This is a genomic window from Phaeobacter sp. S60, assembly GCF_000826845.1.
GTDB classification, from domain to species: Bacteria; Pseudomonadota; Alphaproteobacteria; order Rhodobacterales; family Rhodobacteraceae; genus Phaeobacter; species Phaeobacter piscinae.
In genome coordinates, this window is sequence record NZ_JSWJ01000002.1 from 48788 (window position 1) to 63443 (window position 14656).

Sequence of the window (14656 nt, forward strand, 5' to 3'; positions counted from 1 at the left end):
CTTGGCGCGCCACGAGGGAGTTACAGGATGAAACGCACATTTGCTGCGGGGATGGTCTCCGCACTGACGCTGACGTCAGCTATGGCCACCGCCGCCTTTGCTGATATTAAAATCGCCCATGTCTATGGCAAAACCGGCCCGTTTGAAGCCTACGCCAAACAGTCACACGACGGTCTGATGCTGGGGCTGGAATACGCCACCGGCGGCACCATGGAGGTGAACGGCGAGAAGATCGTGGTGATCGAAAAAGACACTCAGCTGAAGCCCGAGAATGGCAAAGCCCTGCTCGAGGAAGCTTATGGCGATGATGAGGTCGATCTGGCCATTGGGCCAGTCAGCTCCGGCGTTGCGCTGGCGATGCTACCGGTCGCCGAAGAATACGAAAAATTGCTGATTGTAGAGCCCGCGGTTGCTGACTCCATTACCGGGTCGAACTGGAACCGCTATATTTTCCGGACCTCTCGCAACTCCTCTCAGGATGCCGTAGCCAGCGCCATCGCTCTGGCCGGGGACAACGTGCATATCGCAACGCTGGCACAGGACTACGCCTTTGGCCGCGACGGCATCGCCGCCTTCCGCGAAGCCCTTGCCGCGCAGGGTCACGAGATCGTCCACGAAGAATTCGCACCGACCGACACCACCGACTTTACCGCGGCCGGGGAACGGATCTTCAACGCGATGAAAGATCTCGAAGGCGAAAAGAAGCTCTTCATCATCTGGGCCGGTGGCGGCAACCCCTGGGCCAAAATCAACGCCATGGATCCCAGCCGGTTCGGGATCGAATTTGCCGGTGTCGGCAATATCCTTGCCGCTCTGAAGGGGTTCAAGGATTTCGCAGGCATGGAAGGCGGCACGTACTACTACTATGAGCTGCCCGACAATCCTGTGAACGACTGGCTCGTCAAAACCCATTTTGAGCGGTTTGACAGCCCCCCGGATTTCTTCACCGCAGGCGGCATGGCCGCAGGTATCGCGGCTGTGGAAGCCATCAAGAAAGCCGGGTCTACCGACACCGAAGCGCTGATCACCGCGATGGAAGGCATGGAGTGGGAAACCCCGAAGGGCACCATGCAATTCCGGGCTGAAGATCATCAGGCGCTACAGCCGATGTATCACTTTAAGCTGCGCGTCGAAGATGATGTCGAATGGGCGATCCCCGAGCTGGTTCGCGAGTTGAGCATCGATGATCTGCCGATCCCGGTGCGCAACTGATCGTACACTTCTCTCAGGTCCGGCGCATGTGGTGCCGGACCTGATGCGAAGCGGATAACCGCGATTCAATCCCACTCCACACGGATCCGTTCATGACTGCCCCCCTTCTGACCACCGATGATCTGACTGTACGCTTTGGTGGGCACGTGGCTGTCGATGCCGTTACATGTGCCTTTCACGCCGGTGAACTGACCGCCATCGTCGGTCCCAACGGCGCTGGGAAGACCACCTATTTCAATCTGATTTCCGGGCAGATCCCGGCCAGCGCCGGACGCGTCGCGCTGAACGGTCAGGACATCAGCACCGCCTCCGTTTCAACCCGCACGAAGGCCGGTATCGGACGCGCTTTTCAGATGACCAACTTGTTTCCCGATCTGACCGTTCTGGAAAATGTCCGCTTGGTGGTTCAGGCCAAAGCCGGGCGCGGATTCAACCTTTGGTCCATGGTAACAGGCCACGCCGACTTGATAGATCAGGCAGAAGATATCCTAGCCCGTGTGCGCCTTCTGGAGGAGCGTAACCAGATCGTCTCAGAACTGTCCCACGGCAATCAGCGCAAGCTGGAAGTCGCTCTGCTGATTGCCCTCGACCCGCTGATCTACATGTTTGACGAACCAACCGCCGGGATGAGTGTCGATGAGGCCCCGGTTGTGCTGGACCTCATCGCAGACCTGAAAGCGCAGAGCGACCGCACTGTCCTATTGGTGGAGCACAAGATGGATGTGATCCGAACGCTGGCCGACCGCATTATCGTTCTGCACAATGGCGCGCTGGCGGCAGATGGTGCCCCGGCCGAGGTGATGGCCTCGGACATCGTGCAAGAGGCCTATATGGGGCGCGGACTTGAGGGGGTTTTGGATCATGTCTGATCTTGCTCAGACTGGGACCACCGGCGATCCGATCCTTCGGATTGAAGGGATCTACACGAATATTGCGCAGTACCATATTCTTCAGGGTGTCGATCTCCACGTGCCGCGCGGCGGCGTTACCATGCTGCTGGGGCGCAACGGCGTCGGTAAGACCACGACCCTGCGCAGTGTGATCGGGCACTGGCGGGCTCATCGCGGGCGTATCCTCTTTGACGGCAATGACATCACCCGGGTACCCACCGCCAATATTGCACGCGCAGGTCTTGGATTCGTGCCCGAGGACATGGGCATCTTTGCCGATCTGACCGTGGAGGAGAACATGGTGCTGGCCGCTGTCTCCGGCCCCATTGATCCCGCGCGTCTGGACTGGATCTTTCAAGCATTTCCGCCGCTGAAGACATTCTGGACCTCCGAAGCCGGCAATCTCTCCGGTGGGCAGAAACAGATGCTATCGATTGCCCGCGCCATGATCGAAGAGCGCAAGCTCTACCTGATTGACGAACCAACCAAGGGGTTGGCCCCTGCGATCATTTCCACGATGGCCCGCGCGCTCAAGGATCTAAAGGATCAGGGGGCCTCAATCCTGATGGTCGAACAGAATTTCGCCGTCGCAAAGGCACTTGGCGATACCGCCAACGTGATGGACGACGGCCGCGTGATCTGGTCCGGAGAGATGGCCGAACTGGCCGGCGATCCCACCCTACAGGAACGGCTGATGGGCCTCAGCATGGAAGCGAAGTGAATGATGTCTGACGGTCGATACATATCCCGCAATGGCTGCATCGGACAGGAGATAACCCGATGAGCACAGCCCCTGAACACAGCCCAACAATGGCTCGGTCTTCGGTGGCCGACAGGCTGGCGCCTTATGCGCCGCTTATGCTGGTTCCGGTCTTGGCAATCGCCGGTCTGATCGCGGTGCAGAACCCGGCCAGCTGGCTGACCCTCACAGTGTCCGGTCTGGCCATGGGGATGATGATCTTCCTGATGGCGTCAGGGCTCACCTTGGTGTTCGGGCTGATGGACGTCATTAACTTCGGTCACGGCGCCTTTGTCTCGGTTGGCGCCTTCATTGGGATTTCCGTCCTGCTGACACTGGGTCACCTGACAAATGCCCCCTCGCTGGGGCTGAATCTGCTGGCAATCCTGGCTGCGGTTCTTGCCGCTATGGCTGCAACCGCCGTCATGGGCTGGGCTTTCGAACAGGTGATTGTCAAACCTGTCTACGGCAACCACCTCAGTCAGATCCTTGTTACCATGGGGGGGCTGATCATTGCGGAGCAGCTGATCATTGTCCTATGGGGGCCAGAGGAAATCTACTTCACACGCCCCGAAGCACTGAAAGGCGCGCTCACCTTCGGCGATGCCGCGATTGAGAAATACCGGTTGGTCACAGTCGGCGTTGGGTTGGCAGTCTTTGCCGCCATGCGGTTTGTCCTGCGCCGCACCAAGATCGGCCTGATCGTCCGGGCCGGTGTTCAAAACGGGGAGATGGTCGCGGCGCTGGGATACCGGTTGAGGCTGGTTTTTATCGGTGTTTTCATCGCCGGATCGGCATTGGCCGGCCTCGGGGGCGTTATGTGGGGCCTCTATCAGGAGGTGATCACCGCCCATATGGGCAATCAGGCGATGATCCTGATCTTCATTGTGGTGATCATCGGCGGGCTTGGGTCGGTTGAGGGCTGCTTCATCGGCGCGCTGCTGGTCGGGCTGCTACAGAATTACATCGCCTTCGTTGAGCCGAAACTGGCCCTAGTTTCCAATATCGCCTTGATGGTGGCCATCCTGATGTGGCGGCCGATGGGCATGATCCCGGTGGTAAAGGCAAAATGATCCGTACCCTTCTCTCTGGCGATCTGCCGCGCTCCCGCGTTCTGGCCCTGCTGCTTGCGGTTATCCTGACCTGTCTGGCCTTCGCACCCTTTTTGTTCCCAGGTGTTCGCACCGTCGATACAGCCGCGCGCATCTGCATCTTTATCGTGCTGGTGGCGAGCTACGATCTCTTGCTGGGGTACGGCGGTATCGTCAGCTTTGCGCATACGATGTTCTTCGGCATGGGCGCCTATGGGGTCGCTCTCACCTCAACCCATATGGGGCGTGGCTTTGACGCGCTGGCAATCGGGTCTATCACGGGGGCGGCGCTCGCTGCGGTTCTGGCGTTGCTGATCGGGTTGTTTTCCCTGCGGGTCCGAGCGATCTTCTTTGCCATGATCACGCTGGCTGTTGCCTCTGCCGTGGCGGTTCTGGTCAGCCAGCTCTCCGGGCTCACTGGCGGCGAAGATGGGCTGACCTTCAAGATCCCACGCGAATTGGGGCCTGCGTTCAAATTCGGCAAAGAGACGTTTGACGGCGCATTATTCGGGGTCAAACTGAACGGAAAATTGCTGACCTACTACCTGATTTTCGGCGGCAGCGCGCTGCTGTTCCTGGCCTTGCTGCGGGTCGTTAATTCGCCGTTTGGCCGCGTACTGCAGGCGATCCGGGAGAATGATTTCAGAGCGGAGGCGATTGGCTACAAAGTGGTCTACTACCGTGTCACCGCCACCTGCCTCTCAGCTGCGATCGCCGCGTTGTCGGGATCTCTCTACGCGATCTGGCTGCGCTATGTGGGGCCGGACACCACCCTGTCGATGACAATCATGATCGACATTCTGCTGATGGTCGTCATTGGCGGCATGGGCACCATCTACGGCGCAGTTATCGGCGCGACCCTGTTCGTGCTGGCACAGAACTATCTGCAAAACCTGATGGGCGTTCTCTCCAGCATGACCGAAGGGTTGCCTCTGCTGCCCGAACTGCTCAGCCCGGACAGGTGGCTCTTGTGGCTTGGGGTGCTGTTCATTCTCAGCGTCTATTTCTTCCCCAGTGGCGTGGTCGGCCGCTTGCGCGGCCAACGTTAGCGCGCAGATCAGCGCAGGATCTGGCCTTCGGGCCAGCTCAGCTCCGTCTCGATCTCGATCACTTCGGTCGCACCCGCCGCAATCTCCATATCCCAGGCCAGAATACCACGCTGCTTCTCGACGTTTTCCTCAGTCGGTGCAGGGCGAGCGTCCCAGGTAATCTCCAGCGCGTCCTGCTGGGAATAGGGGACACGGTCCAGCAGGCGCAGCGGCCAGGCACGGTTCGTGAGGTTCTCCACCTCAATCTCGACCCGGCGGACTTGTTCAGTGTTGCGCGAAATCAGCCCCTGCTCCCCCTCGCTCTGGTCAAGAATATCGCGACTTAGGGTCAGACCTTTGATTGCGCCAAAGCCCAAATCCGCCTCTGCTCCCGGTGCCAGACCAGCAAAATCTGCGACAGCGACCAATTTTCCGTCGACGAAATGGGCGGCCTGCGTCGCAGCCAGAAGCTGTTCACCAAACTCATTGGTGAAGCGCACCATCCGATAAGCGGTCTCATTGCGCAGCGGCACCGCCTGGGCGGTGAGTGTCGCGGTGGTCTTCAGACTGTCCATCTCCAACCGCAGCGCCTCTGCCCCTGATGCGACGGAGACCGGCGTATCAAACCCATAGACCGCGGCGACGCCACTGCGGTCGACAGACCATTGCCGAAATATCTCCTCAACCACCACAGCCGCTTCGATAATAGGCTCGTTCGCAAGATCCAATTCCATATCAGATGACAGCCGCTGTTTCGAAGTTGGCGCGGGCATTGGCTTCTCGATCCGCCGCAACTGTGGGAGAAGCCGCGAGGGCGCTGATTGCCCCAAAGGTTCCGCCGTCGACAGCGTCAGCGCAACATCCTGCCAGTTTTCGCCTGTGTCCTGAGACAAGATCACGCTGCGGTTCAACGTCAGCTCCGGATCGCCACCGGTTGCGAGATGCAACTCGTAGCTCGGAGACCAGCCGATATTGCCAGCCCCTTCAGTCAGATACTGCATGCGGATTGAGGCCTCACCCGCAGTCGCTGCCTCAACCGTTACCTCAATATAGAGGCGATCCTCGTCCTCTAGCGACAGAGCCGCAAGCGCGGTGCGCGCCTCGGTCAAACTTTCCTGCAAGGTGACGAGCGCTTGTTCCTTATTGCGGGCCTCAGCCTCGGCATCAACGATCTGGCGGTGATTTTCGGCTGCACGACGGCTGATCATCAGGGCGATATCGGCAAGCGCTGCGGCATCTGTACCCACAAGCCCGTCATTGCTGCCAAGCTGCTCCAAGAAATGAATAGAACTGCGCGCCGCTTGGGCCGCGGCCCGTGCGCGCGCCGCCTCATCTTCCACCGCAGCGATCTGTGCTTCGATCTCATCTATGCGCGCTTCGGCGGCCTCAATCTCCGGTGTCGACGCGTCACGTGGCGGAACGAACTCATCTCGCACCCGGGTACTGATCCTGCGGGCGCCGTCTATTTGAACCTGCAGGCTCGCGGTCTCCGCACTTTGCGGCACGCCTTGCAGGATCAGCTCGTGCTGCCCCGCAGGCAACACCACATCGGCGGTCCGGGTAATCTGCGCCAGCCCCGGATACAGCGTGACCGCTGAAATCTGGCTGTCGACTTGTATCACGTCCGAAACCGCAGCTGTGGCAACACATGTGGTCACGGCAAACGTCGCGCCAAAGGTCATATTTGAAAAAGCAGATCGCATAATTTCTCTCGACTGATGAACACTGCGGGGCAATGCCTCGCCTGTCACCGAACCTAGAGACGCATCGGCGCTGTGACCAGTTGCATCCGCGACTGCCTGCCTGCCACCCCTTTGTATCTGGGGCCTCTCAGAGATATTCAGGCAAAGGTTCGCCGAAACGCGTTTCCAGTTCTCCCCCTGGGAAGCCCAGAAACCGGCAGGTGCAGATTTCAACATGGCTATGGGCGTCCCGCAGGCGCATGCGCCCGTCTTTCCGCTCCAAGTAGAACCCCTTGATGCGCAGCGCGCGGATCAACTCCAGCCAGGTCTTTGCGGTGCGGAAACTCTCGCTCAGGACCATCCTCAGCTGTGCCGCCATCTCAGCGTCCAGCCGCGAACTATTGCGTGCGGTGGCCCAGGCGCTTTCGCCCGCGCTGATGTGCTCACCCTCTGCGATCTCTTGCGCTGATTGTTTTTCCACCATGGTCTAACCCCCTTTACCGTTGTCTAACCCCCATCAGACTAGTGGCATCAAGGCTGGCAAGAACAGCTGTACAAACGGTAAAGGGGCCGCCTCTTTCGAAGCAGCCCCACTATCTGAATGGATAGGTTTTTAGCCTTTTTTCAGAACTTCACGTCCAAGAAGCTCGGCGATCTGAACCGCATTCAGAGCAGCACCCTTGCGCAGGTTATCGCTGACACACCACAGGTTCAGACCGTTATCCAGGGTCGAATCCTGACGGATGCGGCTGATGAAGGTTGCAAAATCACCGACACATTCGACGGGCGTCACGTAGCCGCCGTCTTCGCGTTTATCGATCACCATAATGCCAGGTGCCTCACGCAGGATGTCACGGGCCTCGTCTTCATCGAGGAAGTCTTCGAATTCGATGTTGATCGCTTCGGAGTGACCGACAAAAACCGGCACCCGCACGCAGGTCGCGGTGACCTTGATTGAGGGATCAACGATCTTCTTGGTCTCAGCGACCATCTTCCACTCTTCCTTGGTCGAGCCGTCGTCCAGGAAAACATCGATGTGCGGGATCACGTTGAAGGCAATCTGCTTGGTGTAGACGCTCGGCGGTACATCCTGTGTCGGGTTGTAGACCGCCTTGGTCTGATCCCACAGTTCGTCAATCGCATCTTTGCCGGAGCCGGACACAGACTGATAAGTCGACACCACGACGCGTTTGATCTTGGCACGATCATGCAGCGGCTTCAGCGCCACAACCATCTGCGCGGTGGAGCAGTTGGGGTTGGCGATGATGTTCTTCTTGGCATAGCCGTGCACCGCCTGCGGGTTCACCTCAGGCACGATCAGCGGCACGTCATGATCATAGCGGTACAGCGATGAGTTATCGATAACGACACAGCCAGCCGCAGCCGCTTTCGGCGCGTATTTCTTGGTGGCGTCGGAGCCAACGGCAAACAGCGCCATATCCCAACCGGCGAAGTCGAACGTGTCCAAGTCCTGGGTCGTCAGTGTCTTGTCGCCGAATGTAACTTCGGTGCCGAGGGATTTGCGGCTCGCCAGAACTGCAATCTCATCCACAGGAAACTGGCGTTCCGCCAGAATATTCAGCATTTCGCGACCCACGTTGCCCGTGGCGCCCGCGATAACGACGCGATAACCCATTTTGTTTCTCCAATTGTATCCGGCCTCGTGACCGGCTGCGGTGTCTTATCGGGAAAGCCCGCGCGAGGGAAGGCTAGATCAATCCAAGCGGTCGCGGCTGAGCAGATATATTGCGCACCCGGCCGCCAGAAACGCGAGGAGGAAACCAAAAATGACAAAATACGGTAAGGAAAGCTCCGCTCCGGTTGTTTCCGCATGCAGACGCCCACTGGCGAACTGCATGATTCCCACGCCGCCAATGCCAAAGAAGTTGAGCATGGTCACCCCCCGCCCCACCAGATGCGGCGGCACAAAGGCGCGTCCCTGCGCCAGAATGACCGGGAAGGCCGCACCAAAAAAACCAACAGCCGCCATCAGAGCCACCACCAATGGCACCGGCCCGTCGATGAATAGCATCAAGCCACCCAACGCCGCACAGGCCAGAAGATTGCCGCCAAGCACCACACCTTTGCGTGTTCCCAAAAGCCGATCCATCGGCCCATAGGCAAAGGTGCCGAGAATCATCGCAACCCCCATCACCAGACTGGCGACCCCGATCGCCTCAGATCCAAGGCCAAAGACATCACTCATATACGGGCCGATCCACAAGCCACGGAGCGCAGCCGACGGAGCATAGGCCACAAACATCATGATGAATATCGGCCAAAGCACCGGCATGCGCAGAATATCCAGCACCGAGCCCTTCGGGCCATCGCTCATCTCGACCCGCGCCGGGTCCTTCACTGTCAGCGCAATACCAAGCGCTACCGCAGTCGAAATTCCCGCGAGCCCAAACAATGTGCCGCGCCATCCCAGCACCTCAACCGCAAGCGCGGTTGGATAAGACGCCACCAGGTTCCCTAGGGAACCAACACCCAGCATCAAGGCCGCCAGTGTCGCAAAGCGGCGCGGCGGATACTCCCGCGCGAATATGTAATAGGATGCCATGAGGACAGGCGAACATCCCACCCCGATCAGGACCATCGCAAGGCTAATGTGAACCGGCTGGCTGGCCAGCGCAAACACCAACGTCCCGCCGCCGCCACCCAGTAGCAACAACGCTGCGGCAGTACGGCTTGGCCCGATACGATCCAGCGCCCACCCCACCGGCAGCTGCATGACGGCGAAGGTCAGGAACCAAAGCCCGGAGGCAAAGGCAAGATCCTCCGGCGAAGCGCCCAGATCGGTTTGAAGCGCAGAACTGAGCACCGCCAGAAATGCGCGAAAGAACTGGCTGAGCACATAGCCCAGACATAAGATAATCAGCCCCACCTGCATGAAATCCCCCGACTAAGCTGCGCGACCCCGGCACATGACCCGGGCCGGAAATCTGATCGGTCCACAGTGGCGATTTCGCACCAATTCACAAGAGCGCGAAACCACTTAGCCGTGATTGGTCGTGCGTCACAGTCGCGCTAGGCTATGGTGTCTGCAGGATGAACGGATCGCATATGTCACAGGATGGTTTCTACCAAAGCCTCTCGCCCAGCCGCGATTTCGCCGGCCTGACACGGGCGGGCGCGTTTACACCACTGCCCAGAGACTGGATGGTGGGATGCTGCGATATCGTCAATTCCACCGATCTGATCGCATCCGGGCGCTACAAGACGGTGAATACCATCGGAGCTTCGGTGATCGCAGCCATGATAAACGCCTTGCAGGGTGTGCCTTTTCCCTATGTGTTTGGCGGTGACGGGGCCTCCTTTGCAGTTGGCCCTGAACATGCCGACACTGCCCGTGACACCTTGGCTCGGTTGCGCAGCTGGGCCAGCGCGGAGTTTGACATTGACTTGCGGGCGGCCCTGCTCCCGGTGTCCTGGATCCGGGCCGAGGGGCTGGATGTTGCTGTGGCCCGCTACGCTGTATCCGAAGCCGCTGACTATGCGATGTTCGCGGGCGGCGGCCTGAACTGGGCCGAACGGCAAATGAAGCTCGGCGGCTTTGAAGTGCCGCCCGCCCCCCTGCCCGATCCACCGGATCTGACTGGCCTGTCCTGCCGCTGGAACACAATACCGGCCCGCAACGGCCTGATCCTTTCGGTGGTGGTGCAACCCGAACCGACAGCCTCTGCCAAGGATTTTGCAAAAATTGCCAGTGATATTCTCGCCGTGGCGGACCAGCTACAGCGCAATGGCCATCCGGTACCGGAAGGGGGGCCAAGCTTTAGCTTCCCGCCGCCGGGCCTTACCCTTGAGGCCAAGATCTCACGCGGGAAGACTGCTCTGATCCTGCGCAAGGCTCAGCTGTTTATTCAGACAACATTGGCCGCGTACGCCCTTAGCCGAAAGCGCCCGCTAGGCAGTTTTGATGCGCTGCATTATCGCAGGATGCTGGTGGCCAATGCCGATTTTCGCAAATTCGACGATGGCCTTAAGCTGACGCTCGACTGCCCACCACAAGTGCGCGACGACATTACGCGGATCCTGGAGAAAGCCGCGACCGCCGGTCATACCCGATACGGGCTCCATGAACAGGATGAGGCGCTGGTGACCTGCATTGTTCCATCGGTGATGCGCGACGATCATGTCCACTTCATCGATGGCGCCTCTGGCGGCTACACCCAGGCCGCACTGCGGATGGCGGCCTCAGACAGGACGACAGCCTGAGAGCCACTCCGACCCGCCGTCCAGCTGCGCGACTCAGACTTGCTGGAAATTTCCGCTTCGCGGTTCATAGCACTCCAGCCCGCCTTCGCCGATATCAGTCCACAGACCATGCAGGCTCAATGTGCCATCACGTACGGCGCTGTCGATGAACGGGAAGGTCATCAGGTTTTCAAGCGATGCCACAACCGCCTGACGCTCAAACTGACGCGCCTGGGTATCGGTATCCTCAATATCCTCAACCAGCGAAAATTTCGGTTTCAGGATATCCATCCAACGCCCGACGAAGCTCTCCTTGGCATCCAGGGCAGGCGCGTGGCCTTTGCACATATCGATACAGCCCTGCACGCCGCCGCATTGTGAATGACCCAATACGATCAGATGCGCCACTTTCAGAACGGTGACGGCGTATTCGACGGTCGCACTGGTCCCGTGATGGTCACCGTCCGGCTGATAGGGCGGCACCAGATTCGCGATATTGCGGTGGATGAAGAACTCGCCTTGATCGGCGCCGAAAATCGAGGTGACATGCACCCGGCTGTCACAGCAGGAGATAACCATCGCGCGCGGGCGCTGGCCCTCACTGGCAAGCCGCCGGTACCAGCCCTGATTGTCGCTATAGGTCGTGGCTTTCCACCCGTGATAGCGCGTCACCAGATAGCTCGGCAGGGGTTTGGCAAATTGCATCTGTTGTTCCTCGATTGACCTCTGGCAGGTCTGTTATCAAGGATTGTTAGCAAATTCGAGAGATTTGACCACCTGCTTGGAAACCTTTTGACAACTTCTGAGGCGCAAGTTTGGCCCGTGCCGTGGGGGCATGAATAAATGGGGTTTAATGTGGTGGCTCAAATACTCACTGTAATACACAAAGAAAACGTGCGCCTGGACTCCGACAAATTGTCGGATCTCTATGCGCAACTTGGCGAAGCAGGGGCCGAAGATGTGGTCTGCCGCGCGATTGAGGAACTGGCCGTACGCCTGTCTCATTGCGAACGGCTGTGGCGGCAAAACGATATGGCCAACCTGCGCAAAAGCGCGCGATCGCTGATCGCCATCGCTGATCAGATCGGGATGACAGCAATGGCCCAGGTCGCGCGTGATGTGACCGGGGCGATTGATATCGACGATTTCGCAGCGGTGTCTGCGACCCTGTTCCGATTGATGCGGATTGGAGAACGATCCCTAACCGCCGTCTGGGAGCAACAAGACCTTTCAGTCTGACGCGTGATCCTGGGGGGACACGTGCTCAGATACGTCTGACAGCGGATCTGCCGCCGACGGAGCCTGTCTCCACCTGTCAGACCCAGGGTAGACTGCGCACCACATATTGGTTTCGATGTGACGTAAGTTATGCGTCCGGGCTCTTTCCAGGGCCTTTGTCGGCGTTCTATCAACAAAAATTCACCAGCGGCTCCCGCTGGAAACAGCGGGTCGCCCCGCCAACTGCAGGGCTTGCAGACAGCGCTGTGGCAGATACTGTGACGATCAAATCGCCCCCCCGAGCCGGAGTATCCTGCTATGCCCTCTGCCAAGCATCCTGCCTTTGCCAAACCGGACACTACAAGCATCGCTTTGCACGTGCTGGATCAGAAGAGTTGCCAGGGTTGGCTGACCAAAGCACCGGCCGAGACTGCGACCTGGGCGCACGCCAACGGGTTTAACGGTGCCATTGGGCAGGTCCTTACCCTCCCGGACAAAGATGGTCAGCCGCGGCAGGCCTTGGTCGGATATGGTACGGAGAAAGACCGCGCGCGCCGCCGCTTTATCCTGGCCGGTGCACTGTCCAAACTGCCCAAGGGCACATACCATCTCGTCGAAGGCATTGCCCAAGAGGACCGCCCGGCAGAGTGCCTGGGTTGGCTGCTCGCCCAGTACAGGTTTGACCGCTACAAACGAGGGCGAGACGCCGAGACACATCTGATTGCGCCCGAGGGTGTGGATAGCGCCCGGCTCGAAGCCCTCGCTGCGGGGGAGTTCCTGACACGGGATCTGATCAACACACCTGCGGCAGACATGGGTCCGGCAGAGCTGCAGGAGGCAGCCCAGACACTTGCCGACCAACATGGCGCAAGCATCAATGTGATCGCAGATCAGGACCTTCTGGCGCAGAATTTCCCGATGATCCACACCGTCGGCCGCGCCTCTGACCGCCGCCCACGCTTGCTGGAGATGCGCTGGGGCAGCACCGGCCCCAAGCTGACACTTGTGGGCAAAGGCGTCTGTTTTGACACTGGCGGACTGAACCTCAAACCCGGCAGCAGTATGGGGTTGATGAAGAAAGATATGGGCGGCGCGGCCAATGTATTGGGACTGGCCCATATGATCATGGCGCTGCAGCTGCCCGTCGCGTTACGTGTGCTTATCCCGGCGGTCGAGAACAGTGTTTCTGCCAACGCGTTCCGCCCCGGCGATGTGCTGACCGCCCGCAACGGGTTGACCGTAGAGATCAACAATACCGATGCCGAAGGTCGGCTGGTACTGGCCGATGCGCTGGCCTATGCGGCGGAGGAGACGCCCGATCTATTGATTTCCATGGCAACACTGACCGGTGCGGCCCGCGTTGCCGTCGGTCCGGATCTCGCGCCGTTTTATACGGATGTTGACGCTGATGCGGATGCCATCAACGCGGCAGCAGCCAAGGTCGCCGACCCGGTCTGGCGCATGCCCTTCCACGCCCCTTATGAGGCAATGATCGAGCCGCAGATTGCCGATCTGGACAATGCGCCCAGCGGCGGTTTCGCCGGTTCAATCACCGCAGCCCTGTTCCTGCGCCGTTTTGCCGGAGAACACCGCTACATGCATTTCGATATCTATGGCTGGACCCCCAGCGCAGCCCCGGCGCGCCCCAAAGGTGGTGCGTTGCAAGGCGCGCGCGCTGTGTTCGAGGCGCTCCCTCAGATGCTGAAACTCTGAAGGATAGGACGATGGATCCCCGCCGCACACCCGCAAACGACCGCGTAGTCGCCGCACATCTGGCTCTGGATCCCGATGGCAGGCAGATCGTTGAGGGCCAGCCTGCACAGGTTTGTCTACCGGTCGTAAATCTCCTGCGGCGCCCGGACGGACCAAGGGATCGGCAACTGCTCTTGGGGGCTGAGGTCACTATCTACGATGACCATGACGGCTGGGCCTTCGTGCAGGCCGTTGCGGATCGCTATGTCGGCTATATCCCGACCTCGGCGCTGGAACAGTCCCCCGAGCCCGTCACGCATCGGATCTGCACCCCGGCGACCCATGCCTATAGCACTGCAGATATGAAATCCGCAGATCTCTGCAGCCTCAGCCACGGCAGCAGGCTGCGCGTCTCCAGCCTCGGTGAGAAATTTGCTGAAACAAATCAGGGCTACGTCCCGCTTCATCATTTGCGGCCAATTTCGCAGACCGATAGGGATCCGGTCGCTGTCGCGCAGCTGTTCCTTGGGACCCCTTATCTATGGGGCGGCAACAGCCGCTGGGGCATCGACTGTTCCGGTCTGGTTCAGGCGGCGATGCTGGCCTGCGGGGTAGCTTGCCCCGGTGACAGTGACCAGCAAGAGCATGAGTTGGGCAACAATATCCCGCTTGGCAACACGGCGGTGCCCACCGATCTGCAATCGGGTGACCTGCTGTTCTGGAAGGGGCACGTGGCACTGATGCAGGACCCCGAAACCATGATCCATGCAAACGCCTATCACATGGCCGTCGCCTTGGAGCCTGTTGCTGCAGCCGTGGAACGGATCATGTCACAGGGTGATGGACCGGTCACCGGCCATCGGCGCGTCATCCTCTGAGGCGAAACCCGCTGCCGTGCAAACGC

General features: G+C 59.6%; 14 protein-coding genes. 9 read left to right on the top strand and 5 right to left on the bottom strand.

Annotation, left to right across the window (positions count from 1 at the left end; all coding sequences use genetic code 11):
- Positions 1-27: 27 nt before the first annotated feature.
- From OO25_RS01095 to OO25_RS01115, 5 genes are all read left to right on the top strand, one after another.
- Entirely contained in the window at positions 28-1212 is a 1185-nt protein-coding gene (locus tag OO25_RS01095; RefSeq protein WP_040178072.1) for a substrate-binding domain-containing protein, read from the top strand.
- A gap of 92 nt (positions 1213-1304) precedes the next feature.
- Entirely contained in the window at positions 1305-2081 is a 777-nt protein-coding gene (locus OO25_RS01100) for an ABC transporter ATP-binding protein (protein ID WP_040178073.1), read from the top strand.
- Complete coding sequence (locus tag OO25_RS01105) at positions 2074-2823, top strand: ABC transporter ATP-binding protein (RefSeq protein WP_040178074.1); 750 nt, start codon at positions 2074-2076, stop codon at positions 2821-2823. Before OO25_RS01100 ends, OO25_RS01105 begins: the two co-directional genes overlap by 8 nt.
- A 59-nt stretch (positions 2824-2882) precedes the next feature.
- On the top strand, positions 2883-3914 hold the full coding sequence (locus OO25_RS01110) for a branched-chain amino acid ABC transporter permease (protein WP_040178075.1): 1032 nt from the start codon (positions 2883-2885) through the stop codon (positions 3912-3914).
- Positions 3911-4981 (top strand): branched-chain amino acid ABC transporter permease, encoded by a 1071-nt coding sequence (locus tag OO25_RS01115; RefSeq protein WP_040178076.1) that lies wholly within the window; start codon positions 3911-3913, stop codon positions 4979-4981. Before OO25_RS01110 ends, OO25_RS01115 begins: the two co-directional genes overlap by 4 nt.
- Positions 4982-4989: 8 nt before the next feature.
- On the opposite strand, the gene OO25_RS01120 is transcribed toward OO25_RS01115, so the two are convergent.
- From OO25_RS01120 to OO25_RS01135, 4 genes are all read right to left on the bottom strand, one after another.
- Positions 4990-6663, bottom strand: coding sequence for a DUF4139 domain-containing protein (locus tag OO25_RS01120; protein WP_242406959.1), 1674 nt, complete (start codon positions 6661-6663; stop codon positions 4990-4992).
- A gap of 127 nt (positions 6664-6790) precedes the next feature.
- Entirely contained in the window at positions 6791-7126 is a 336-nt protein-coding gene (locus OO25_RS01125) for a hypothetical protein (protein WP_040171616.1), read from the bottom strand.
- A 129-nt stretch (positions 7127-7255) separates the two neighbouring features.
- On the bottom strand, positions 7256-8278 hold the full coding sequence (locus OO25_RS01130) for an aspartate-semialdehyde dehydrogenase (RefSeq protein ID WP_024095654.1): 1023 nt from the start codon (positions 8276-8278) through the stop codon (positions 7256-7258).
- A 78-nt stretch (positions 8279-8356) separates the two neighbouring features.
- Positions 8357-9535, bottom strand: coding sequence for an MFS transporter (locus OO25_RS01135; protein WP_040178078.1), 1179 nt, complete (start codon positions 9533-9535; stop codon positions 8357-8359).
- Positions 9536-9708: 173 nt separating this feature from the next.
- On the opposite strand from OO25_RS01135, the gene OO25_RS01140 reads away from it, so the two are divergent.
- Positions 9709-10863, top strand: coding sequence for a DUF3095 domain-containing protein (locus tag OO25_RS01140; protein WP_040178079.1), 1155 nt, complete (start codon positions 9709-9711; stop codon positions 10861-10863).
- 33 nt (positions 10864-10896) lie between these two features.
- On the opposite strand, the gene OO25_RS01145 is transcribed toward OO25_RS01140, so the two are convergent.
- Positions 10897-11547 carry a carbonic anhydrase gene (locus OO25_RS01145; protein ID WP_040171620.1) on the bottom strand — a complete coding sequence of 217 codons (651 nt, stop codon included), beginning with the start codon at positions 11545-11547 and terminating at the stop codon, positions 10897-10899.
- Between the two features lie 138 nt (positions 11548-11685).
- Between OO25_RS01145 and OO25_RS01150 the strand changes: the two genes are divergently transcribed.
- The 3 genes from OO25_RS01150 to OO25_RS01160 all read left to right on the top strand — a co-directional run bounded on the left by OO25_RS01150 (position 11686) and on the right by OO25_RS01160 (position 14630).
- Positions 11686-12081, top strand: a complete 396-nt coding sequence (locus OO25_RS01150) for a hypothetical protein (protein ID WP_175304789.1) — start codon at positions 11686-11688, stop codon at positions 12079-12081.
- A gap of 297 nt (positions 12082-12378) precedes the next feature.
- On the top strand, positions 12379-13773 hold the full coding sequence (locus OO25_RS01155; protein WP_040178080.1) for a M17 family metallopeptidase: 1395 nt from the start codon (positions 12379-12381) through the stop codon (positions 13771-13773).
- Between the two features lie 11 nt (positions 13774-13784).
- Positions 13785-14630 (top strand): C40 family peptidase, encoded by an 846-nt coding sequence (locus tag OO25_RS01160; RefSeq protein ID WP_040178082.1) that lies wholly within the window; start codon positions 13785-13787, stop codon positions 14628-14630.
- Positions 14631-14656 lie beyond the last annotated feature (26 nt).

Coding starts and splice junctions, on each gene's coding strand:
- OO25_RS01095 (WP_040178072.1), top strand. CDS start 28: ATGAAACGCACATTTGCTGCGGGGATGGTCTCCGCACTGACGCTGACG.
- OO25_RS01100 (WP_040178073.1), top strand. CDS start 1,305: ATGACTGCCCCCCTTCTGACCACCGATGATCTGACTGTACGCTTTGGT.
- OO25_RS01105 (WP_040178074.1), top strand. CDS start 2,074: ATGTCTGATCTTGCTCAGACTGGGACCACCGGCGATCCGATCCTTCGG.
- OO25_RS01110 (WP_040178075.1), top strand. CDS start 2,883: ATGAGCACAGCCCCTGAACACAGCCCAACAATGGCTCGGTCTTCGGTG.
- OO25_RS01115 (WP_040178076.1), top strand. CDS start 3,911: ATGATCCGTACCCTTCTCTCTGGCGATCTGCCGCGCTCCCGCGTTCTG.
- OO25_RS01120 (WP_242406959.1), bottom strand. CDS start 6,663: ATGCGATCTGCTTTTTCAAATATGACCTTTGGCGCGACGTTTGCCGTG.
- OO25_RS01125 (WP_040171616.1), bottom strand. CDS start 7,126: ATGGTGGAAAAACAATCAGCGCAAGAGATCGCAGAGGGTGAGCACATC.
- OO25_RS01130 (WP_024095654.1), bottom strand. CDS start 8,278: ATGGGTTATCGCGTCGTTATCGCGGGCGCCACGGGCAACGTGGGTCGC.
- OO25_RS01135 (WP_040178078.1), bottom strand. CDS start 9,535: ATGCAGGTGGGGCTGATTATCTTATGTCTGGGCTATGTGCTCAGCCAG.
- OO25_RS01140 (WP_040178079.1), top strand. CDS start 9,709: ATGTCACAGGATGGTTTCTACCAAAGCCTCTCGCCCAGCCGCGATTTC.
- OO25_RS01145 (WP_040171620.1), bottom strand. CDS start 11,547: ATGCAATTTGCCAAACCCCTGCCGAGCTATCTGGTGACGCGCTATCAC.
- OO25_RS01150 (WP_175304789.1), top strand. CDS start 11,686: ATGGGGTTTAATGTGGTGGCTCAAATACTCACTGTAATACACAAAGAA.
- OO25_RS01155 (WP_040178080.1), top strand. CDS start 12,379: ATGCCCTCTGCCAAGCATCCTGCCTTTGCCAAACCGGACACTACAAGC.
- OO25_RS01160 (WP_040178082.1), top strand. CDS start 13,785: ATGGATCCCCGCCGCACACCCGCAAACGACCGCGTAGTCGCCGCACAT.